Origin of the sequence: Saccharothrix saharensis, assembly GCF_006716745.1 — a bacterium.
GTDB classification, from domain to species: Bacteria; Actinomycetota; Actinomycetes; order Mycobacteriales; family Pseudonocardiaceae; genus Actinosynnema; species Actinosynnema saharense.
In genome coordinates this window covers 4,171,937-4,192,048 of record NZ_VFPP01000001.1, presented here as the reverse complement: position 1 = coordinate 4,192,048, position 20,112 = coordinate 4,171,937, and the positions used below count along the sequence as shown (strand labels likewise).

At 71.1% G+C, this 20,112-nt stretch carries 19 protein-coding genes and 1 tRNA gene; 11 read left to right on the top strand and 9 right to left on the bottom strand.

All coding sequences use genetic code 11. From position 1 onward, the window contains the following. Positions 1–296: 296 nt before the first annotated feature. Positions 297–369: transfer RNA gene (locus FHX81_RS18105), tRNA-Arg, on the bottom strand. A gap of 198 nt (positions 370–567) precedes the next feature. Between FHX81_RS18105 and FHX81_RS18100 the strand changes: the two genes are divergently transcribed. Together FHX81_RS18100 and FHX81_RS18095 are read left to right on the top strand one after the other, a co-directional pair. Continuing rightward, entirely contained in the window at positions 568–1,443 is an 876-nt protein-coding gene (locus FHX81_RS18100; RefSeq protein ID WP_141979287.1) for a hypothetical protein, read from the top strand. Continuing rightward, on the top strand, positions 1,440–2,189 hold the full coding sequence (locus tag FHX81_RS18095; protein WP_170232090.1) for an FkbM family methyltransferase: 750 nt from the start codon (positions 1,440–1,442) through the stop codon (positions 2,187–2,189). The genes FHX81_RS18100 and FHX81_RS18095 overlap by 4 nt, the downstream gene beginning before the upstream one ends. 102 nt (positions 2,190–2,291) lie before the next feature. On the opposite strand, the gene FHX81_RS18090 is transcribed toward FHX81_RS18095, so the two are convergent. Beyond that, the gene (locus FHX81_RS18090; protein WP_141979286.1) at positions 2,292–5,492 is read right to left on the bottom strand and encodes a penicillin acylase family protein; all 3,201 of its coding nucleotides are present in this window, start codon (positions 5,490–5,492) and stop codon (positions 2,292–2,294) included. A 175-nt stretch (positions 5,493–5,667) separates the two neighbouring features. Between FHX81_RS18090 and FHX81_RS18085 the strand changes: the two genes are divergently transcribed. Beyond that, entirely contained in the window at positions 5,668–6,303 is a 636-nt protein-coding gene (locus FHX81_RS18085) for a peptidoglycan recognition protein family protein (protein ID WP_246107868.1), read from the top strand. Between the two features lie 145 nt (positions 6,304–6,448). Continuing rightward, entirely contained in the window at positions 6,449–7,096 is a 648-nt protein-coding gene (locus FHX81_RS18080; RefSeq protein WP_053719266.1) for a response regulator, read from the top strand. A gap of 115 nt (positions 7,097–7,211) precedes the next feature. Here FHX81_RS18080 and FHX81_RS18075 read toward each other — a convergent pair whose 3' ends face one another. Both FHX81_RS18075 and bluB read right to left on the bottom strand, forming a co-directional pair. Next, positions 7,212–8,663: a GGDEF domain-containing protein gene (locus FHX81_RS18075; RefSeq protein WP_246107867.1), complete on the bottom strand. Its 1,452-nt coding sequence runs from the start codon at positions 8,661–8,663 to the stop codon at positions 7,212–7,214. A 125-nt stretch (positions 8,664–8,788) separates the two neighbouring features. After that, positions 8,789–9,421 (bottom strand): 5,6-dimethylbenzimidazole synthase, encoded by a 633-nt coding sequence (gene bluB / locus FHX81_RS18070; protein ID WP_141979283.1) that lies wholly within the window; start codon positions 9,419–9,421, stop codon positions 8,789–8,791. A gap of 84 nt (positions 9,422–9,505) precedes the next feature. On the opposite strand from bluB, the gene FHX81_RS18065 reads away from it, so the two are divergent. Continuing rightward, positions 9,506–9,826, top strand: a complete 321-nt coding sequence (locus FHX81_RS18065) for a hypothetical protein (RefSeq protein WP_141979282.1) — start codon at positions 9,506–9,508, stop codon at positions 9,824–9,826. Positions 9,827–9,976: 150 nt separating this feature from the next. Here the strand turns inward: FHX81_RS18065 and FHX81_RS18060 are convergent, their stop codons facing one another. Next, the gene (locus FHX81_RS18060; protein WP_141979281.1) at positions 9,977–10,630 is read right to left on the bottom strand and encodes a histidine phosphatase family protein; all 654 of its coding nucleotides are present in this window, start codon (positions 10,628–10,630) and stop codon (positions 9,977–9,979) included. A gap of 54 nt (positions 10,631–10,684) precedes the next feature. Between FHX81_RS18060 and FHX81_RS18055 the strand changes: the two genes are divergently transcribed. The 6 genes from FHX81_RS18055 to FHX81_RS18030 are packed head-to-tail and all read left to right on the top strand — an operon-like array spanning position 10,685 to position 15,726. Next, the gene (locus tag FHX81_RS18055) at positions 10,685–11,002 is read left to right on the top strand and encodes an EthD family reductase (protein ID WP_141979280.1); all 318 of its coding nucleotides are present in this window, start codon (positions 10,685–10,687) and stop codon (positions 11,000–11,002) included. Further along, the gene (locus FHX81_RS18050) at positions 11,002–11,835 is read left to right on the top strand and encodes a 3-hydroxyacyl-CoA dehydrogenase family protein (RefSeq protein WP_141979279.1); all 834 of its coding nucleotides are present in this window, start codon (positions 11,002–11,004) and stop codon (positions 11,833–11,835) included. Before FHX81_RS18055 ends, FHX81_RS18050 begins: the two co-directional genes overlap by 1 nt. A 10-nt stretch (positions 11,836–11,845) precedes the next feature. After that, a complete protein-coding gene (locus tag FHX81_RS18045) occupies positions 11,846–12,976 on the top strand; it encodes a GNAT family N-acetyltransferase (RefSeq protein ID WP_141979278.1) in 1,131 nt (376 codons plus the stop codon). Between the two features lie 11 nt (positions 12,977–12,987). Continuing rightward, positions 12,988–13,599, top strand: a complete 612-nt coding sequence (locus tag FHX81_RS18040; protein ID WP_141979277.1) for a trimeric intracellular cation channel family protein — start codon at positions 12,988–12,990, stop codon at positions 13,597–13,599. Between the two features lie 52 nt (positions 13,600–13,651). Then, positions 13,652–14,341, top strand: coding sequence for a response regulator transcription factor (locus FHX81_RS18035; RefSeq protein WP_141979276.1), 690 nt, complete (start codon positions 13,652–13,654; stop codon positions 14,339–14,341). Beyond that, a complete protein-coding gene (locus FHX81_RS18030) occupies positions 14,338–15,726 on the top strand; it encodes a sensor histidine kinase (RefSeq protein WP_141979275.1) in 1,389 nt (462 codons plus the stop codon). Before FHX81_RS18035 ends, FHX81_RS18030 begins: the two co-directional genes overlap by 4 nt. Before the next feature lie 203 nt (positions 15,727–15,929). Here FHX81_RS18030 and FHX81_RS18025 read toward each other — a convergent pair whose 3' ends face one another. The 4 genes from FHX81_RS18025 to FHX81_RS18010 form a co-directional block, all read right to left on the bottom strand. Continuing rightward, on the bottom strand, positions 15,930–16,739 hold the full coding sequence (locus tag FHX81_RS18025) for a hypothetical protein (protein ID WP_170232089.1): 810 nt from the start codon (positions 16,737–16,739) through the stop codon (positions 15,930–15,932). A 92-nt stretch (positions 16,740–16,831) separates the two neighbouring features. Continuing rightward, a complete protein-coding gene (locus FHX81_RS18020) occupies positions 16,832–17,695 on the bottom strand; it encodes a carbohydrate ABC transporter permease (RefSeq protein ID WP_141979273.1) in 864 nt (287 codons plus the stop codon). Beyond that, the gene (locus FHX81_RS18015; protein ID WP_246107866.1) at positions 17,692–18,660 is read right to left on the bottom strand and encodes a carbohydrate ABC transporter permease; all 969 of its coding nucleotides are present in this window, start codon (positions 18,658–18,660) and stop codon (positions 17,692–17,694) included. The genes FHX81_RS18020 and FHX81_RS18015 overlap by 4 nt, the downstream gene beginning before the upstream one ends. Positions 18,661–18,664: 4 nt before the next feature. Beyond that, positions 18,665–19,963 (bottom strand): ABC transporter substrate-binding protein, encoded by a 1,299-nt coding sequence (locus FHX81_RS18010; RefSeq protein WP_141979272.1) that lies wholly within the window; start codon positions 19,961–19,963, stop codon positions 18,665–18,667. Positions 19,964–20,112: the final 149 nt, after the last annotated feature.

The window sequence follows — 20,112 nt, the reverse complement described above, 5'->3', positions numbered from 1 at the left end:
CGTCCCACCCCACCACCGACCGGGAACCGCGTCGGCCGGGCCTGATCCGCTCGGTCGACGCGGTCGAGTTCCTCGCTGGACCCGAGCGACCTGGCGAACGGGATGATCGCGGGCTGCTTCCCCTTCGGCTCCGACCGCCTGTGCGTGCAGAACGCACTCGACGAGAACGGCCTGCCAGTCGGCGACCTGGACCTGAAGCCGACCAGCAACCCATCCCGCTCGCCACGTAACCTAAAAGATCAAGCCCCGGCCGCGTTTCCGCTGGCCAGGGCCTGATTCACCCGGCGAAAGGTGAGTGCCCCCGGCAGGATTCGAACCTGCGACACACGGTTTAGGAAACCGATGCTCTATCCCCTGAGCTACGAGGGCGCGAGGGTGAGCCTACCGGGTCATGGGACGGGCTTACGGTGGTGGGGTTGTCACTCGGTGGGCCTAGGCGTGTGCACCTTGGGTTAGGGAGTGGGGGCTCGGGGGTCGGCTGTCCGGGCGAAGTGGGCGACCTCATCTGTTCCGCATCGGTCCAGTCAGGTACAGAAGGGGCATATCCCCTCCGACGAAAGCCATCCCATGAGCAGCCGACCCTGGCCTGACTTCCGTCCCGGCCCGCTGGGCTCGCTCGGCGCCTGGTGGCGGCGGCTCCGTGCCCGCCCCGACGCCGAGCAGTACACCTTCGTCCCGGCCTCGACCTCGCACGAGCTGCCGTTCGAGTCACCGCTCCCGAGCGCCGTGTACGGGCTCGACTTCCACGCCAAGATGACGATCCACTGGCGCGTGGACCTGACCACGGGCGTGCGGCACAACGCGCCGCGCAGCGCGGCGGTCAACGACATCATCCACCGGGCCAAAGCCCTGACCGAACGGGCGATGCTCGTCCACCACGCCCCGCTCCAGCACCAGCTCGGCGCGGAGCTCGCGGCGGAGCGGCAGGTCGAGGGCACGCACGTCTGGGCGCGCGCGGACGCGGTGGAGTTGCGGGTGGACGAGCAGGACCTCGCGATGGCGCGCAAGCACATCGAGCTGCTCCAGACCACGACGATGCGGCAAGCCGAACGGGACGCCGAGCGCGCCGAGATCAAGTACCTGCGGGACGAGGTGCTGACCGACCTGTCCAGCGCCACGATCTGGTGGCTCATCCGCAACGGCTACGAGGTGGAGCAGGCGGTGAAGTTGAGCAGGCACCTCGCCGAGCTCGTCGGCATCGCCTCGCAGCGCCGCGACCAGCACTGGGCCGACACGCTCGTCACCTCCTTCGAGAGCGCCCTGCCCCGCTTGGACGACGGCCACCGCGCCGACGTCCGCCTGCACCTGGCCAAGGCGCTCGGCATCTACGGCGGCTCGACGGTGGCGGCGGAGTTCGCCGAGCAGGTCGGGCTGCCGCCGCAGCTGCCGCACCACCAGAATGGGGCGAAGCCGCTGCCGGGATTGCCTAACCTGGACACGTGACCCACAACCTGACCGAGGCGCGTGGCGCGGCCGTGGCCGGCGCGCTGCGCGTCCTCGCCCGGCTCACGCCGTTCGTCGAACCCGAGTTGATCGGCCTGCGCGAGGTGGTGCGGCCCGGTGACGTGTGCGTCGACATCGGCGCCGCGCTCGGCCTCTACACCGTCTCACTGTCCCGCCTGGTCGGTCCACACGGGACAGTGCACAGCATCGAGCCGCTGGTGTTCGCGCACCCCGCGCTGTCCTTCCTGCTGCGCCCGCGGGAGGGCCGCAACGTCGTGCGGCACGCCGTCGCGTTGGGTGTCGGCGAGGGCCGTGAGGTCATGAGCGTCCCCGTCCGCCACGGCACGCCGGTCACCGGCCGTTCGTTCCTCACCTCCGGCGCGACCGGCCTCGGCTCCAACGCCGAGTTCACCGACCACATGGAGGTCCTGGTCCGCACGGACACGCTGGACCGGTTCTGCGCGGCCAACGCCGTCGACCGGCTGGACTTCGTCAAGGCCGACGTGGAAGGCGCGGAACTGCGCGTGCTGCAAGGCGGCGCGGAGACCATCGAGAGGTTTCGGCCGAAACTCCTCCTGGAGATCGAGGAACGGCACGTGCTGCGCTTCGGCTACCGGGCCTGCGACGTGCAGGAGTGGCTGGCGGAGCGCGGTTACCGCATGCACGCCTGGCACCGCGGCACGTGGCGGCAGGTCGACCGGATCGACGACCGCGTGCGCAACTACCTGTTCGTGGCACCCCGCTAGGGGTGGGGCCCGCAGCGGCAGCGCGGTAAGGCCTGGTCAGGCCCGGAAATAGCGGAAGACCCCGGTCCCTGGGGGTGGACCGGGGTCTTCCTGTGGGCCGGTCTACGAGACGTAGACCTCAAGTTCGTAAACCGAGTATCCGTATCCGGTGGCCCGTTGGATACCCGTCATTCGTACGAATCGTGCCGCATCGGGAGGGAACGACGCAAGGTCCTTTCCGCCATCACCTTCGGACGTCGTGTGCACGGTGCGCCAGGTGCGGCCATCCGTGGACAGTTCTATGCGATATGCCTTGGCATAGGCCGCTTCCCACGACAGCACGACCCGGCCGACGGTGCGCGTCGCGCCCAGGTCGACCTGCACCCACTGCTGGTCCGACCAGTCGCTGGCCCACCGGGTGTCCGGTTTGCCGTCCACGACGTGCGACGGCGGCGAGGAGTACCAGCCGCGTTCGTGGCTGCTGGCCGTGGCGGTCGCGCCCGTGGCGAGGTTGGCCAGGCTGGTACCGCGGCGGGACGGGAACTGGACGACCTGCTGGTACGTGGGCCGGTTCTGCCAGTTCACCTTGTCGTGCGTGATGCCGCCCATGGCCCGGTGGATGATGGTGTCCGCGCACCACTGGTCGCCCGCGGCGCACGAGTCGTCGCCGGGGTACGTGGTGGTGGCCGGGGTGGCCGCGGCGGCGCTGAGGCTGTCGAGGAGCGCTTGACGGCACGCCGCGACGTTCCCGTTGCCGCAGTAGCGGGCGGCGAGCGGGCCGTCCACGCGGTCGCCGAGGACGGCCCTCAGGTCCTTGTCGACGTAGCTCCACCAGCCGTTCTGGAACGACGAGCCCTTGTGCGGCGCGGAGCCGTGCGTGTCCGACGGCGGTTCGTCGACCTGGACGGCACGGGTGAGCTGACCGTAGAGGGCGTCGCCGAGGCCGGGCTTGAACTGCGCCTCGACCAGGCGCGGCCACCAGGCGTCGAGCAGGCGGATCGCCTCGGCGTGGGCGTAGGTCTTGCTGCCGCGGGTGGTTTCCTTGCGCAGGGAACCGGATCGCAGCCAGTCGCGCAGCTTGGTGACGGCGGCGGCGAGCGCCGGGTCGGTGATCGGCGCGGTGTCGAGGACCCGCAGCAGGTCGGGGAGGACCTGTTCGGCGCGCAGGTCGGCCACGCCGGCTTCGGCCATGGCCTTGGTGAGCGAGGAGCGGGAGACCTTGCCGTCGGCGATCAGCCGCCGCACGCGGTCGTCCAGCAGGTCGCCGCGGTGCACCGATCCCATGCCGTAGCCGGACGCGGAGTAGTCCTGCGCCTGCTTGTTGTTCCAGCTGATGTAGTAGTCCTGGTTGATCGAGTTGGGGTGCTGTGCGAACGGCGTGTACGTCGCCGTGTTGCGGTCGGCGTTCCAGCCCTCCCACTCGTAGGCGGGTTCCGCCTTCACCGGCAGGTGCGGGTCGACGGTCGCCTTGCGCACCGGGTTCGCGCCCGAGTTGAAGTACGCGGTGTCGCGGGAGTCCACGTAGAACCAGTTGAACGCGTACCCGACGTGCTCGGCCGCGCGCTGGAAGTCCGCGGCCGACTTGATCGCGTCGGGGTCGTTGAACTCCTGGAACCCGATGATCGAGTCGACCTCGTGCAGGTAGGTGGAGCGCAGCGAGGTGTACGCGACGAACTTCCCGTCGACCTTGGCGCGGCTCTGCACCAGGCCGTACTTGGTGCGGTGCATGACCAGGGTGTACGACCCGGCGGGCGTCGGGTCGGCGACCGTCGGCTTCCAGGAGTTCCTGCGCTCCAGGCGTTCCATCGGCAGGCACTGGCCGTGGTAGCGGTAGTGCAGCGAGTTCGCGGTGGGCGCGGAGCCGGACGGCTCGCACAGCTCGACGGCGTAGGTGTCGGTGATGTCCTGACCGGCCGACGTCGCGCTCCACGAGTAGTCGATGCCGCGGCCGAGCTGCACGTACATCGACACGCCGGCGAACGACACGCCGCGTGCCCGCAACCCGGGGCCGTGCAGTTCCTGCAGCATCAGCAGCTGCGGGGCGAAGTAGCCGGTCTGCGGGCCCCAGACGGCGACCGGGTTGCCGGTGTCGGTGTGCGCTCCGGAGACCACCAGGGCGTTGGACATGCCGTGCTTCTTGGTGAGCAGGTCGCGGGGGAGGACGCCGTCGGCGAAGAGCCCCTTGAGCGGTTCGAGGTCCGGCGGAGTGTCCACTGTGGAGGACGCTGTGGTCGTTTGGTCGAACACCATGGGCTCGGGGGTGACCACGCCGTCGTCCGGGAGCGCCACACCTTGGGGTGACGACGGTGTGGTGCCGTAGGGGAAGCGCTGTCCGTTGTGGAGGGTCAGCACGGCTTCCGGGTCGTTCTGCTCGCGGAACGACCGCCAGACCCGGTCGCCCACCGTCGCGCCGTACTTGTTCTGGGCGGCGAGCTTGACGAGCGCGTTCTGCACCTCGCCGCCGCCGCCCGCGCCGAACAACCCGCCCACCACGGCGGCGATCGCGACCAGGTCGGTCGGCTGGAACGGCTTGATGTCGTTCCAGTTGGTGATCGCGTCGGCGTGCCCGGTCAGCACGTACTCGCCCGGGAACGTGCGGTTGTTCACGGAGGTGGTGAGGTAGGCGTTGATGCCCGCGATGTAGTCCTTGACGTCCTGCAACGCCTGCGCGCCGCGCGGCCCCTGCGCGGCCACCTGGTCGATCTGCGCCTGGAGGTCGGCCTCGGTGTACGGGATCTGGCTGTAGAAGCTCTGCTCCAGCGCCCGGTTGCCCTCGGCCCCGCCGGCGAACCCGGACAGCCGGCCGCGGCCGAGGTGCCGGAACAGGTCCATCAGCCACAGCCGGTCCTGCGCGGCGGCGTAGCCGGCGCCGAACTCGGTGCCGGAACGGGTCGTCCCGTAGATGTGCGGCATGCCGAGGGCCTTGTCGCGCACGATCGTGACGTCGGCGCGCGGCTTGATCGTGCTCTCGACCTGGTCGGCCGGGACGCCGAACGAGGCGTCGTTGAAGAACCGGCCGAGCTGGTCGTTGGTCAGGCCGCCGTACCCGGAAACGAGCGAGTCGTAGCGGCCCAGCTGGTCCGCCGAGTGGGCCGGGCGGGTGCCGAGGGCGCGGTGGGCCAGGATCTCGGCGAGGGTCGCGTTGCCGTTCTGGCCGGGTGGCAGCACGTCGTGGCACTGGCCGAGGCAGTGGTCGTCCGGGGCGAACGCGGTGGTTCGGACGGGTGAGGCGGGGGTCTGGGAGGTGGCGGGGGAGGCGGGGACGGTGACGGCCGCGGCGGTGAGGAGTGCGACCACGGCTAGCGATCGGGCGGCTCTCCGCATGACGCGAAGCTCCTTCCAGGCAGGGATCGTGTGACGCACGTTACTGGCTGGTTACAGATTCGCGAAAGACCTTCGCGTTCGTGGGTGGCGGGCGAGGGGTCCCGTCGGCCGGGTTCCATCGATCGGGTGTGGGTGCTTGACGTGTAATGGCGATGTTGGGAAAAACATTCACATGATGCGACGTCGATCGCTGCTCACCGGGCTCGCCGGTGCCGGGGTGCTGGCCGGGTTGGGCGCTTCCCCGGCGCTCGGATCGCCCGTACTGCCCATCCGCGGCTGCGCCGACTGGGGCGCGAGGCCGCCGGCGCAGCCGACGAGCGTTGTGAACGAGCGGCCGGTGCGGATCCTCGTCCACCACACCGCGTCGGCCAACGTCACCGACTACTCGCAAGCGGCCGCGTACGCGAACGCGAAGTGGATTCAGAACCTGCACATGGACACCAACGGCTGGATCGACTCCGGCCAGCACTTCACCAACAGCCGCGGCGGGTTCCTGATGGAGGGCAGGCACGGCAGCCTGGCCGCGCTGCGGGCGGGCGACCGGGTGGTGGTCGGCGCGCACTGCCCCGGCCAGAACACGGCCGCCATCGGAATCGAGAACGAAGGCCTCTACATGGACGTGGAGCCGCCGAAGTTGCAGTGGGACTCATTGGTGTCGTTCTGCGTCTACACGTGCGAGCAGTACGGCATACCGCCGACGGCGATCCAGGGCCACCGGGACTACCGGGACACCCTCTGCCCGGGCGACCGGCTCTACGCCCTGCTGCCGAGGTTGCGTCAGGAAGTCGCGCAGGTGTTGGGCGTGGCGTGAACGGCGGCGACGATGTCCTGGCAACTGTGAACAGGCTGAACCCGCCCCCGGTCGTGGTGAGATAACGGTGAATTAACGTCAGCTTGCGTGTTCGTGCGCGAGGCTGAACGAGTACGAACACGAAACGCCAACGCGGGGAGGCGTCGTGATCAAGGTGATGCTGGCCGATGACGAAGACCTCGTCCGGTCCGGCCTTCGCATGATCCTCAGCAGCGCAGGCGACATGGAAGTCGTGGCCGAATGCGACGACGGGCACCTGGTGGCCGACCTGGCCCGCCGGCACCGCCCGCACGTCGTGCTGCTGGACATCCGGATGCGGTCGTCCGACGGGTTGATGGCGTTGCGCAGGCTGCGCGCCATCCCGGACCCGCCGAAGATCGCCATGCTGACCACGTTCGACGTGGACGAGTACGTGTCGGAGGCGTTGCGGCTGGGCGCGTCCGGGTTCCTGTTGAAGGACACCGAACCGGAGCAGCTGGTCCGGGCCGTGCGCGACCTCGCGGTGGGTGGCGCGGTGCTCGACCCCGGTGTGGCCGCGCGGGTGCTGGCGGCGGTCGCGGACGGCGAGCGGGCGGCCGAGCCGGCTCGGCGGCTGCTGGCGTCGTTGTCCGAACGGGAGCGTGAGGTGTTGGTCCTGATCGGACAGGGCATGTCGAACGCGGAGATCGGTGGGACGTTGCACTTGTCCGAGGCGACGGTGAAGGGGTACGTGTCGTCGGTGTTGGGCAAGATCGGGGCGGTGAACCGGGTGCAGGCGGCGTTGGTCGCGTTCCGGGGTGGGCTGATCGCGTAGGTCCCGGTTCGGGGCGCGCGGTCGCGGCTCGGCTCCGGCTCGATGTGGCATGGGCCTGCACGGGCCCCATGCCACATCGAGCCTCCGGGCCCGGTTCTTCGCGGGGCCGGTGGGGTCAGTTGCCGGAGATGGTCTCCGGGACGATCGGGTGGGGTTCGACTTCGACGCGGTTGCGGCCGTGGCGCTTGGCGCGGTAGAGGGCCATGTCGGCGGCGGCGAAGAGTTGGTCCAGTTTGGCCGGTCCGGCGGCGACGCCGATGCTCACGGTCGGGCGGCGGGTGGTGCCCAGGACGACGGTCCAGTCGTGGCTGTCGACGGCGGCGCGGATGCGCTCGGCGACGGTCGGGCCCACTTCCGGGGTGGTGCCGCCCTGGTCCCCCAGGAGGACGACGAACTCGTCGCCTGCCCAGCGGGCGACGAGGTCGGCGGCGCGGCACTCGCGGCGCAGGAGTTGGGCGATCTCGCGCAGGGTGGCGTCGCCGGCGGCGTGGCCGGCGTCGTCGTTCACGCCCTTGAAGCGGTCGACGTCGACCAGGACCAGCCAGGGGACGCGGCCGCGGGCGGCGGTGTTCTCCAGCAGGCCGGCGGCGGCGCGTTCCAGGCCGAGGCGGTTCGCCAGGCCGGTCAGGGGGTCGCGGGCGGCGGCTTCCTGGGCGGCGACGGCCAGGCGTTGGGCCTGGACGGCCACCCGGCGTTGTTCGAGGGCCTGTCCCAGTCCTTCCTGGAGGGTCTCGGTGGCGGTGCGCCCGGCCGCGACGGAGCAGCGCAGCGCGGTGGCCTCGCCCACGTGGTCGCCCATCTCGGCGCAGATGTCGGCCAGGTCCAGGGAGAACCGCAGCAGCAGGGAGGGGTCGTTGATGGACTCCGAGGCGGCGACGGCGCGGCTGGCCAGCGTGCGGGCGGGGACCAGGTCGCCCTGTTCGCGGCGCACGACGGCGAGGACCCAACTCGCGACGGCGGAGGCCCACTTGTCGCCGGCTTCCTGGGCTTGGCGCAGTGCCTCCTGGGCGCTCTCCTCGGCCTGGTCCAGTTCGCCGACGCCGGCCAGCGAGCGGCTGTAGGCGGCGAGGAGGGCGCGGCGCATCTGTTCGTCGCGGGCCAGTTCGAGGCCTTCCTTGAGGTGGCCGCGGGCTTCTTCGAAGATCGCCGGGGCACGGTCGGGGTCGGAGGAGATCGCGCGGAAGTTCAGCGTGCCGCCCAGGCCCTGCAGGCAGTGACCCAGGACCTCGACGGCGGCGGGATCGGTCTCGGCGGCGCGGCGGGCCACCTGGACGGACAGGCGGAGCATGTCCACGGCGGCGCGGCGGTTGCCGATGCCTTCCAGCAGGTAGGCGAGGGCGTGCATGGCCCGGGCGGCGGCGGGGTTGTCGGCGTGCTCGCCGTCCAGGTCGGTCCAGCCCTCGGCGGCCAGCTCCAGGGCCAGCGGGATGCGGCCGAGCCGCCAGGCCAGCTTGGCGCGGTTGACCAGCACGGCGGAGCGCTGCCAGCGGTCGGCGCCCGGTGGAACGCGGCCGACGACCTGGTCGAACAGGGTGTTGGCCTCCGGCAGGCGGCCAGCGTTCAGCAACGCCTTGACCTCAAGGTCGAGTTGCGGGACCTGTCCGGTTGCCTGCTCCACTCGTGCTGACACTCCATTCCGACTCGGCGAGGCGGGTACGCGGGACCGCTCGCCGCCGGCACGGCTACCACAGGCTACCGGCCCGAACGTCGTGTGTACCGCTCCTCGTGCAGGACTTCCTCCAAGGGCAACCGGTTGCGCCAGCCGTGCCGTTCGAGGTCGGGGGTGTCGGGCAGGCAGTCGACCGGGCCGACGCACAGCCAGGCCACCGGGCGCAGCGGCTGGGGGATGTCCAGCAGCCGGCGCAGCACGTCCTCGCGGTAGAAGCTGACCCAGCCGACGCCCAGGCCCTCGGCGGTGGCGGCCAGCCACAGGTTCTGGATGGCCAGGCACACCGAGTACAGGCCGGCGTCGGCGATCGCGTGCCGGCCGAGGACGGCCGGCGAGCCGCGGTCGGGGTCGTAGGTGACGACCACGCCCAGGGTGGACTCCAGGATGCCCTCGACCTTGATCCGGGCGAACAGCTCGGCCTGGCGCGGGTCCAGCTCGGAGGCGAACACGCTGCGCTCGGCGTGGACGTGGTCGCGGAACGCGCGGCGGGTGTGCTCGTCGCGCACGACGATGAAGTCCCACGGCTGGGACAGGCCCACGCTGGGCGCGGCGTGCGCGGCGGTGAGCACCCGGCGCAGCACGTCCGGCGGGATCGGGGCGCCGGTGAACTCGCCCCTGGTGTCCCTCCGGCGGTGCACGACGTCGTAGAAGCTCATTCGGACGATCGTGCCTCACGCGATCCGGTGAACCTGCCCCGGAGAGGGTGGTGTGCGTCTCAACCGGGCGTTGAATGGCCGGTCATGGTCGGAACGGTGCACGGGTCCGCGCTGGGTTTCGCGGGCGGCGTGGTGGTGACCGCGCTCGCGGGGAGTTGGCCGGTGTTCGCCCTCCTGCTGCTGGTGGTCGTGGTGGCGGTGGTGTCGTGGTGGACGACGGTCGCCGGCGCGGCGCTCACGGCGGTGCAGTGCTGGGGCTTGTACGGCAGCTTCGTGGTCGGTGACGAGGGGCACCTGGTGGCGGACTGGCCCGCGCTGGCCGTGCTGGCGGTCGCGGCGGCCGTGTCGCTCAGCGGTCTGGTGCGCGACCGGTCGGCGTCCGTTGTGGATTCCGCGGTGGGGTGACCTCCACCCCGGGTGAAGCCGCACGGTGGTCCCGGTCGGGCCGCGCGGAGCCGGTGACCGTCGGCGTGCTCGCACCGGCCGTCCGGGCCGGCCGACGCGGGCGGCGGTCCCGGACGACGTGGTGTGCGTGGTCGCGGAGGTCGTGCCGGGCTAGGCGAGCGGTCCCTGGGTCTCGCCGTCCGGGGACGCCCGCCACTGGTCGAACGGGCGGTCCAGGCGCCAGGTCCCGTCCTCGCGGGTCAGGACGCGGTGCTCGCACGTCTCCAGGTTCGACAGGGACTCGAACAGCTCGATGCTCCAGCCGAACAGGCGGCGGCACAGCAGCCGGATCGTGAGGCCGTGCGAGACGACGAGCGCCGTGGTGGGGTGGGCCGGGTCCTGCATCCGGGTCTCCAGGTCGGTCAGGAACGCGGCCAGGCGGTCGTCCACGTCCGCGCCGGACTCGCCGTTGGGCAGCCGGAAGAAGAAGTGCCCGAACGCGTGCCGCTGGTGCTTGAGCACCTCCTGCTGCACGGGGTCCTGGAGGTTGCCCCAGTCCTGCTCGCGCAGCCTCGGCTCGGCGACCGTGCGCTCCACCCGGTCGCCGAGTTCGAGGTTGCGCAGGGTGGCCCTGGTCCGCACGTACGGGCTGACGTAGACCGCCACCGGGCCGCCGTCGAGGAGGTCCCTGATCCGCGGCCCGGCGGCGCGGGCCTGCTGTTCGCCCAGCTCCGTGAGGGGTAGGGCGTGGTCGGGGATGCGGCAGTACGCCAACTCGTCGACGTTGCCCAGGCTCTGTCCGTGGCGCAGCAGGATGATCCGCACCCGTCCATCGTGCCGGTGTTACATTCCCAGGCGAAACCGGACGGAAGGTGTCACATGGTCAAGTACGTCGCCCTGTACCGGAAGCCCGCCGACGTCGAGGCGTTCGACGAGGCCTACTTCGCGTCGCACCTGCCGCTGGTCGAGCGGACGCCGGGCCTGCTCCGCGCCGAGGTGGCCAAGGTCACGCGCGTCTTCGTGCCCGGTTTCCTCGGCGAGCACGAGCTGCACATCGTGGCCGAGATGTACTTCGAGTCCGCCGACGCGATGAAGGACGCCTTCCGCACGCCCGAGTGGCAGGCGGCGGGCGCGAACCTGGCCGAGATCGGCGGCGTCGAGCTGGTCGCCATGGTCGCCGCGGAGGTCGTGGCCTGATGATCGCGGTGGTGATCGGCGGCGGCACGATGGGCGCCGGTGTCGCCCACCTGCTCCTGGCCGGCGGGCACGACGTGGTGCTGGTGGAGGCGGGCGCGGACCGGGCGTCGGCCGCGCGGCGGGCCGTCGAGGCGTCGCTGGCCAAGGCCGCGGAGCGCGGCAAGCTGGACGCCGTGCCGCACGACCTGCTCCGGCGCCTGACCGTGGTCGAACGGCTGGACACGCAGGTCGGCCGGGGTGCGGCCCTGGTCGTGGAGGCCGTGCCCGAGGACCTGGGGCTGAAGCGGCGGGTGCTCGCCGAGGCCGCGTCGGCGTGCCCGGACGCGGTGCTGGCGTCGAACACGTCGTCGTTGTCGATCTCCGCGCTGGCCGAGGGGCTGCCCGGCGAGCGGGTGCTGGGCATGCACTTCTTCAACCCGGTGCCCGTGCAGCAGCTCGTCGAGCTCGTGCACCACGCCGGGGTGGCCGCCGACGTGGTGGCGCGGGTCCGCGGCTGGGCCGAGGAGCTGGGCAAGACCGTGATCGAGGTGCGGGACGCGCCCGGGTTCGCCACGTCGCGGCTCGGGGTCGCGGTCGGCATGGAGGCGATCCGGATGCTCGAAGAGGGCGTCGCGAGCGCCGAGGACGTCGACACCGGGATGCGGCTGGGCTACGGCTGGCCGATGGGCCCGCTGCGGCTGACCGACCTGGTCGGGCTGGACGTCCGGCTGGCCATCGCCGAGCACCTGGCGGCCGAGCTCGGGCCCCGGTTCGAGCCGCCCGCGCTGCTGCGGGAGAAGGTCGCGGCCGGACACCTCGGGCGCAAGACCGGCCAGGGGTTCTTCACCTGGTAAGCAGGAACCCGTGCGGGTTCGCGAGCTGAGCGCCGACGACGTCGAGCAGGCCGACCGGTTGCGCCGGGTGGCGTTCGGCGGCGTCGGCGAGCCGTCGGCGAAGCCGGGTCGGCGCGGGCTGCTGGCCGAGCTGGACGGGCGGGCGGCGGGCGTGCTGACGATCACGCAGTTCCACCAGTTCTGGGGCGGGTCGACCGTGCCCATGGGCGGGGTCGGCGGGGTGGCCGTCGACCCCTCGGCCCGGGGCCGCGGCGTGGGCGGGGCGCTGCTGGACGCGGCCCTGCGGGACATGCGGGAACGCGGGCAGGCGGTGTCCGCGCTGTACGCGACCGTGCCGGCGGTCTACCGGTCGCGCGGCTGGGACGCGGGCGGCGTGTTCGAGTGGCTGGAGTTCCCGCTGGACCGGATGCCCGCCGGTGAGCCGGTCGCGACCCGGCCCGCCGAGGAGGGCGACCTCACGGCGCTGCACGCCTGCTACACCGACCTGGCGTCCACGGTGAACGGGTTGGTCGACCGCAGCGCGCCCGCCGTCGACGTGGCCGACGTGCTCCGGCTCGACGTGGTGTCGGTGGTGCCCGGTCACGACGGCGAGGTGCGCGGCTACCTCACGGCCTCGCGCAGCCGGGACGGCCTGCGGGTGTACGACCTGGTCGGGCGGGACCGGGTGACGCAACTGGGGCTGTTGCGGCAACTGGGCAGCTGGGCCGGGGTGCTGGACCGGGCGCGGGTGCGGGTGACCGACCCGGCTGTGACCGGCCTGCTGGCGAACCGGGCGATCGAGCACACCGTGACCACGTCGGTGTGGCTGCTGAGGGTGGTGGACCTGCCCGCGGCCGTGGCGGCACGCGGGTGGCCCGCGGCGGCGTGGCTGAAGCCCGCCGCGGTGGACCTGGACGTGGTCGACGAGCACGCGCCGTGGCACGCCGGGCGGCAGCGGCTGGTGGTGGAGGACGGCGCGGTGCGCGTCGAACCCGGTGGCAGCGGTGCCGTGCGGCTGCACGCGCGGGCGCTCGGGCCGTGGTTCAGCGGGCTGCACGACAGCCACGCGCTGCGCCGCGCCGGCCTGCTCGACGGCGACGGCGCGCTGCTCGACCGGCTGGTCGGGGCACCTGGCGTCCCGCGTTTGGCGGACTGGTTCTAACCTGACCAGCCGTGCTGCTCGACGCCCTGGAACTGGTCGGCATCGCCGCGTTCGCCGCCTCCGGGGCGGTCGCCGCGGTGCGGGCGCGGCTGGACGTGTTCGGCGTCATCGTGCTGGCCCTGACCACCGCGCTCGGCGGCGGGATCATCCGGGACGTGCTGCTCGGCGTGCACCCGCCGGCGGCGTTGGTGAGCTGGCCCTACCTGGCCGTCGCGGGCGTCACCGGACTGGTGGTCTTCTGGTTTCACCCGACCGTGGCCAAGCTGCGGCGGGCGGTCCTGCTGCTGGACGCGATCGGGCTCGGCCTGTTCGTCACGGCCGGCACCACCACCGCGCTCGGGCTCGGCGCGCCGCCCTACGCGGCCTGCCTGGTCGGGATGACCACCGGCATCGGCGGCGGCGCGCTGCGCGACGTGCTGCTGCGGGAGATCCCGCTGGTCCTGCGCCGGGAGATCTACGCGGTGGCCGCGCTGTGCGGCGCGGTGGTGGTGGCGTTCGGCGATTACCTCGGCCTGCCCGCCGTGCCGGTGACGCTGGTCGGGTCGGTGGTCATCGTCGGCCTGCGGCTGCTGGCGCTGTGGCGGCGCTGGAACGCCCCGGTGGCCCGCAAACTTGACGGGTAGCTCACACCGGCTTCTCAGGCGGCTCTCAGGACCAGGGGCAAGACTGACCCACATGCGCATCCTCGTTGTCGACGACGACCGGGCCGTGCGTGAGTCGCTCCGCCGCTCACTGCAGTTCAACGGCTACCAGGTCGACCTAGCCGGCGACGGCCAGCAGGCCCTCGAATCCGTCATCGCCCAGCGCCCGGACGCCATGGTGCTGGACGTGATGATGCCCAGGCTCGACGGGTTGGAGGTGTGCCGCCGGCTGCGCAGCACCGGTGACGACCTGCCGATCCTCGTGCTCACCGCCCGGGACGCGGTGTCGGACCGGGTGTCCGGGCTGGACGCGGGCGCCGACGACTACCTGCCCAAGCCGTTCGCGCTGGAGGAGCTGCTGGCGCGGCTGCGCGCGTTGCTGCGGCGGGCGGCGTCCGACGCCGAGGAGCCCGCGGGCGCGGTGCTGCGGTTCGCCGACCTGGAGCTCGACCCGGGCACCCGGGACGTGCGGCGCGGCGACCGGCCGATCAGCCTCACCCGGACCGAGTTCGCCCTGCTGGAGCTGTTCCTGGCGCACCCCAAGCAGGTGTTGACCCGCGGCCGCATCCTGGAGGACGTGTGGGGCTACGACTTCCCCACCTCGGGCAACGCGCTGGAGGTCTACGTCGGCTACCTGCGGCGCAAGACCGAGGCCGAGGGTGAGACCCGGCTGCTGCACACCGTGCGCGGTGTCGGCTACGTGCTGCGGGAGACCCCTCCGTGATCGGTGCCGCCAACGGGCGGCTCCAGCGGGTGTCGCTGCGGGCCCGGGTGACCCTGCTGGCCGCGTTCTGCGTGGCCGGGGCCGTCGCCGTCGTGTCGCTCGGCGCGTACATGACCGTGAGCCAGAACCTGCACGACCAGATGGACGAGAACCTGCGGCAGCGCGCCCAGGCCGCGGTGAACGCGCCGAAGGTCAACAACGACGTCACCGAGATCCCCGGCGCGTTCCTGGCGGCGGGTGACATCCGGATCGGCGTGCTGGACGTGAGCGGTCAGATCCTCTACCCGAAGGGCACGATCGCGCCGCCCACGCAGCCCGCCGACCTCGACGTGGCGCGCGGGTCGCGGCTGGAGAACATCTGGACCGACCTGCGCACCGACTTCCGGGTGATCGCGGTGCCGTACGGCGACGGGCAGGCGATGCTGATCGCCCAGTCCACCAAGCCGTTGAACGTGACGCTCGGCAAGCTGTCCGTGGTGCTGTTCGTGATCAGCGGGATGGGCGTGCTGGTCGCGGCGGTGGCGGGGACGGCGGTGGCGCGGACCGGGCTGCGGCCCGTTCAGCGGTTGACCGAGGCCACCGAGCGGGTCGCGATGACCGGTGACCTGCGGCCGATCCCGGTGTCGGGTGACGACGAGCTGGCGCTGTTGTCGCAGCGGTTCAACGCGATGCTGGGCGCGGTGGCGGAGTCGCAGGAGCGGCAGCGGCGGCTGGTCGCCGACGCCGGGCACGAGCTGCGCACGCCGTTGACGTCGATGCGGACGAACCTGGAGCTGCTGCTGGCGTCCGAGCGGCCGGACGCGCCGACGTTGTCCGACGAGGACAAGGCGGAGATCAACGCCGACGTGCGGGCGCAGCTGGACGAGCTGACCACGTTGATCGGGGACCTGGTGGAGCTGGCGCGCGAGGACGCGCCGCAGGTCGTGCACGAGCCGGTGGACCTGGTCGAGGTGGTGGAGCGCGCGCTGGACCGGGCCAAGCGGCGTGCGTCCGACGTGGACTTCGTCGTGGAGGTGCAGCCGTGGTCGTTGTTGGGTGATTCCAGCGCGTTGGAGCGGGCCGTGCTGAACCTGCTGGACAACGCGGTCAAGTTCAGCCCGACGGGCGGTGTCGTGCGGCTGTCGTTGAAGCAGTTGGGCGACGGCAGCGCGGTCGTCGAGGTCGCGGACTCGGGCCCCGGCATCGCCGACGCCGACCTGCCCCACGTCTTCGAGCGCTTCTACCGCTCGTCCGAAGCCCGCACCCTCCCCGGCTCCGGCCTCGGCCTGGCGATCGTCAAGCAGGTCGCCGAACGCCACGGCGGCCTGGCCTACGTGGGCCGCGCCCCCGAGGGCGGCGCCATGTTCACCCTCCGCCTCCCGGGCCGCCCCACCCCCCACCCGTGAGTCGAACCCCCAGGTCCCGAGTGTCGAACGCTCAGACCCCGCGTGTCGAACCTCCAGGTCCCGAGTGTCGAACGCTCAGGACCCCCGAGTTCCACATTCGCGTCGACCGAGGGGTACGCGAATGGTGAATGCAGGGGTCCTGAGCGTTCGACACTCGGGGCCTGAGCGTTCGACACGCGGGGCCTGGAGGTTCGACGCTCGGGTTAGGGGAGGGTGGCGAAGAGCAGGGGGCGGGTGGAGGTCGGCTTGTACTGGGTCGTCACGTTCTCGTTCGGGCCCCACCAGTGGCCGGTCGGCACGTCGTCGGACCCGGTGCTGACGAAGACCCACCCGCGGCCGACGCCGGTGTACTCGGTGGTGCCCACCCGGCGCGTGTCCGGGAACAGGTGCACCGGCGACCCGGCCCACGTGCTGGGCACGCCGTGCGGCTCCTTGGTGCTGTCGATCACCGGCACGGCGTACTCGCGGGTCGAGGCGTTGCCGTCACGGTTGTAGAGCTGCGGCGTGCCGGCGACGACCATCATGTGGCCGGTCGCGTCACCGGTGCCGCCCGCGGAGTCGGTGTACTTGACCGCGATGACGTCACCCCGGACCAGGCTCGGCACCGTCGTCTTGGTCGTGAAGTGGTCCGCGCCCGCCAGCAGCCCGTCGTAGTACTGCGCCGAGGTGGGGCTGGTGCTGCCGAACTCGGCCGTGAAATAGCCATCGGTGGCCCACGCGAACGTGTGCCGCAACGCCAGGGTGACCAAGGGGGCGCACTTGGACTTGCTCTCGTACGTGGTAGGACTGCCCGGCGTGCCCCACACGACGGTCGACGCCCCGTCCGGGTGCCCCAGCTCACCGGGGTAGTGGTTGTAGGTGTCCTGCCCCGGCCACGCCAGGGAGTTCAGCTCCGCGGCGAGCTCGTCCACCTCGGCGTAGAGCGTGGCCGAGGTGGCCTGCGCGGGCGGTGCCACCGCGAAGCCGACGGCTGTCGCGGCGGCGCAGGCGACCAGGATCCGGCGGGCGAGCATGGGACGTCCTCTCGACGGGTGACCGCTTCCTCGGACATGGATCACCGCCGGCGGACCTGGATACCGCCGGTGTCGCGGAACACCCCAACGGCCTAACCCTTGGTGGAACCGAGGGTCAGGCCGCCGATGAACTGGCGTTGCAGGGTGAAGAACACGACCAGGGTCGGCAGGGCGACGAGCAGGGAGCCCGCGGCCACCAGGTTGTTGTCCACGAAGAACGTGCCCTTCAAGTTCTGCAGGGCGGACGTGATCGGCATCTTGTCACCGGTCTGGATCAGCACGAGCGCCCACAGGAAGTCGTTGTAGATCCACGTGAACTCCAACGTCGCCAGGGCCGCCAGCGCCGGGCGGCACAGGGGCAGGATCACCTGCCAGTACTGCCGGAACACGCCGGCGCCGTCGACGCGCGCGGCCTCGCCGAGCTCGTGCGGGATCGTCTTCATGTAGTTGCTCAGCACGAACACGCAGAACCCGGACTGGAACGCCACGTGGATCAGCACCAGCCCGAGCTGCGAGTCCAGCAGCACCCCGCTGTCGCTCAACCACGACGGCAGCGGGGTGAGCAGGTACAGCCGGTACAGCGGCGTCACGATCACCTGCTGCGGCAGCAGGTTCCCCGCCGTGAACAGCACCAGCAGCGCCACGTTGAACCGGAAGCTGTACCGCGACACGCCGTACGCCACCATCGAGCTCAGCAGCAGCACGAGCACGAGCGCGGGCAGCGTCACGAGCAGCGTGTTGAGGTAGTAGTGCGGCAGGTCCGCCTGCGTCCACGCGGCCGTGAAGTTGTCGAACGTCAGGCTCTCGGCGACGGAGAAGTACCCGTTGCGCGCGGTGTCGTCGTACGTCCGCAGCGACGCGTACAGGGCCCACAGCAGCGGCGCGAGGGTCGTCAGGCACGTGAGGACCAGGAAGACGTGCAGGGCGACGCGCGCCGGCCGGACAGCGAACCTCACGTCCGTTCCTCCTCGCGGAACACCTGGAACAGGTAGGTGACGATGAACCCGAGCGAGATCAGCAGCAGGACGACGGCCAGCGCCGACCCCCACCCGATCCGGCTCGACTCGCCGATGATGTTGTCGGTCACGAGCACGGACAGCAGCTCCAGCCCGTTGCGCCCCTTGTTGATCACGTACACGATGTCGAACGCCCGCAGGCCTTCGATCACGGTGACCACGAGCACCACCACGTTCACCGGCCTGAGCACCGGGAACGTGACCCGGAAGAACGTCTGCCACGCGTTCGCGCCGTCCAGCGCGGCGGCTTCCTTCAACGCCGGGTCCACCGACTTCAGCCCGGCCAGGTACAGCAGCATCACGTACCCGGTGTGCCGCCACCCGGCCGCCACCAGCACCGCGTACAGGTTGATGTCGGGGTCGCCCAGCCAGTTCACCGGGTCGGTCGACGCCGTGCCGAGCACGTTGTTCAGCAGCCCGTGCTCGGGCTGGTAGATGAGCTGCCAGATGAACCCGACCAACGCCAGCGACAGCACCATCGGCAGGTACAGCGCGCTCTGGTAGATCCGCCCGAACCGCAGTTGCCGGTCCAGCAGCACGGCCAGCAGCAGCCCGGCGACGGTCGGCACGACGAGCAGGAACAGCAGCCAGATCAGGTTGTGCTGGAGCGCGGGCCAGAACCGCGGGTACCGGGTGAAGATGTCGACGTAGTTCCGGAAGCCGACCCACTCGATGTCGGCGAACCCGCCGATGCCGTCCCACGAGCTGAACGACAGCCCGACCGAGCCGAGCGCGGGCACCCACACCAGCGCGAGGTGCAGCAGCGACGGGACGCCGAGCATCAGCCCGAGCACGAGCTTGTCGCGCGGGGCGAGCGCGGTGGCGCGGCGGCGCCTGCCGCGCCGGGACGTCGGGGAGGGGGCCGACGTCCCGGCGGGCTTCGCGGGGGATTCCAAGGCGGTCACTCCGTCACTCCGAGAAGATCGTCTTCGCCTGGTCGGCCATGCCCTTGAGGATCGAGTCGAGGTCGTCGGGGTTCTGGAGGAACGCGTTGAGCCCGTTGGTCGCCGCGTCGCTGGCGAAGCGCGGGTCGGTGTCGCGGTCGAGGAACTGCGTGACGTGCGCCGCGTCCTTGATGACCTGGGCCGACTTCTTCTGCAACGGGGTGTAGCCGGACGTGTCGGCCTTGCTGGACGTGGGGATCTGGCTCGGGTCGGCCTTGAGGTAGGCCAGCTGCGCGGCGGGCGTGGACAGGTACTCCAGCAGCTTGCGCGCGCCTTCGGGGTTGCCGGGTTTGCGGGACATCATGAAGCCGTCGATCGGCGCTTCCACGGTGTCCTGCCCGTGCTCGGGGTTGATCTCGGGGTACGGGAAGAAGTCCAGGTCGTCCAGGTCGGGGCCCTTGAACTGCTGGGCCACGAACGAGCCGAGCAGGTACATGCCCGCCTTGCCCTGCTGCAACGCCTGAGCGGCCTCCTGCCACTCGCGGCCCAGCGCGTTCTCCTGGTGGAACGGCAGCAGCCGCTTCCAGGTGTCGAACACCTCCCGCACCTTCGGCCCCTGCCAGTCCTCCTTGCCGGCCATCAGGTCGACGTGGAACCGGTAGCCGTTGATGCGGAAGTTGAGCTGGTCGAACGTGCCCATGCCGGGCCAGCCCTGCTTCTGCGCGAACGCGATGGGCACGAGGCCGTCGGCCTGCATCCTCGTGGACAGCGCGACGAGCTCGTCCAGCGTCTTCGGCTGTTCGTACCCTCGTTGCCGCCAGACGCTCTTGCGGTAGAACACGCCCCACGGGTACTGCACGAACGGGATCAGGTACTGCTTGCCGTCCGAGGCGGTGGACGCCTCCTTCAGCGCGGGCTCGTAGCCCCCGGAGACCTTGGACCACACCTCGCTGAGGTCGCCGGTCAGGCCCTTCTCGGCGAAGAACCGCATGCGGTAGCCCGCGAACCAGGACAGCACGTCGTCCGGCTTGCCCTGGAGGTAGTTGTTGATCTGCTCCTGGTACTGCTCGTGCTGCTTGGTGTTGATGGCGACCTTGAGGCCCGACTCGCCCTCGAACGCCTTCAGCACGGCGGTGATCGCGTCCTTCGGCACCTGGTCGGACTGGTTGTTGCCGAACGACACCGCGTCGGTGGCGGCGCCCCCGCCGTCGGAGCCGCACGCGGCGAGGCCGGGCACGGCGGCGACGCCCGCACCCGCGACGATCGCCTTCAGCAGGGCACGGCGGCCCAGCAGGGGGTGGGGGCTGGCGGAGAACCTCGTCATCGTCGCTCCTCCGGGTGACACTCGGCGATGGCCAAGTGAACAAAGAGTCAACAAGAGGACTCACAATGTGGTGTCGGCCACACGAAAAGTCAAGCTATCCGACGGTTGTTGTTGGACTGTGTTGACGTTTTCGTGCTAAATCGACCACT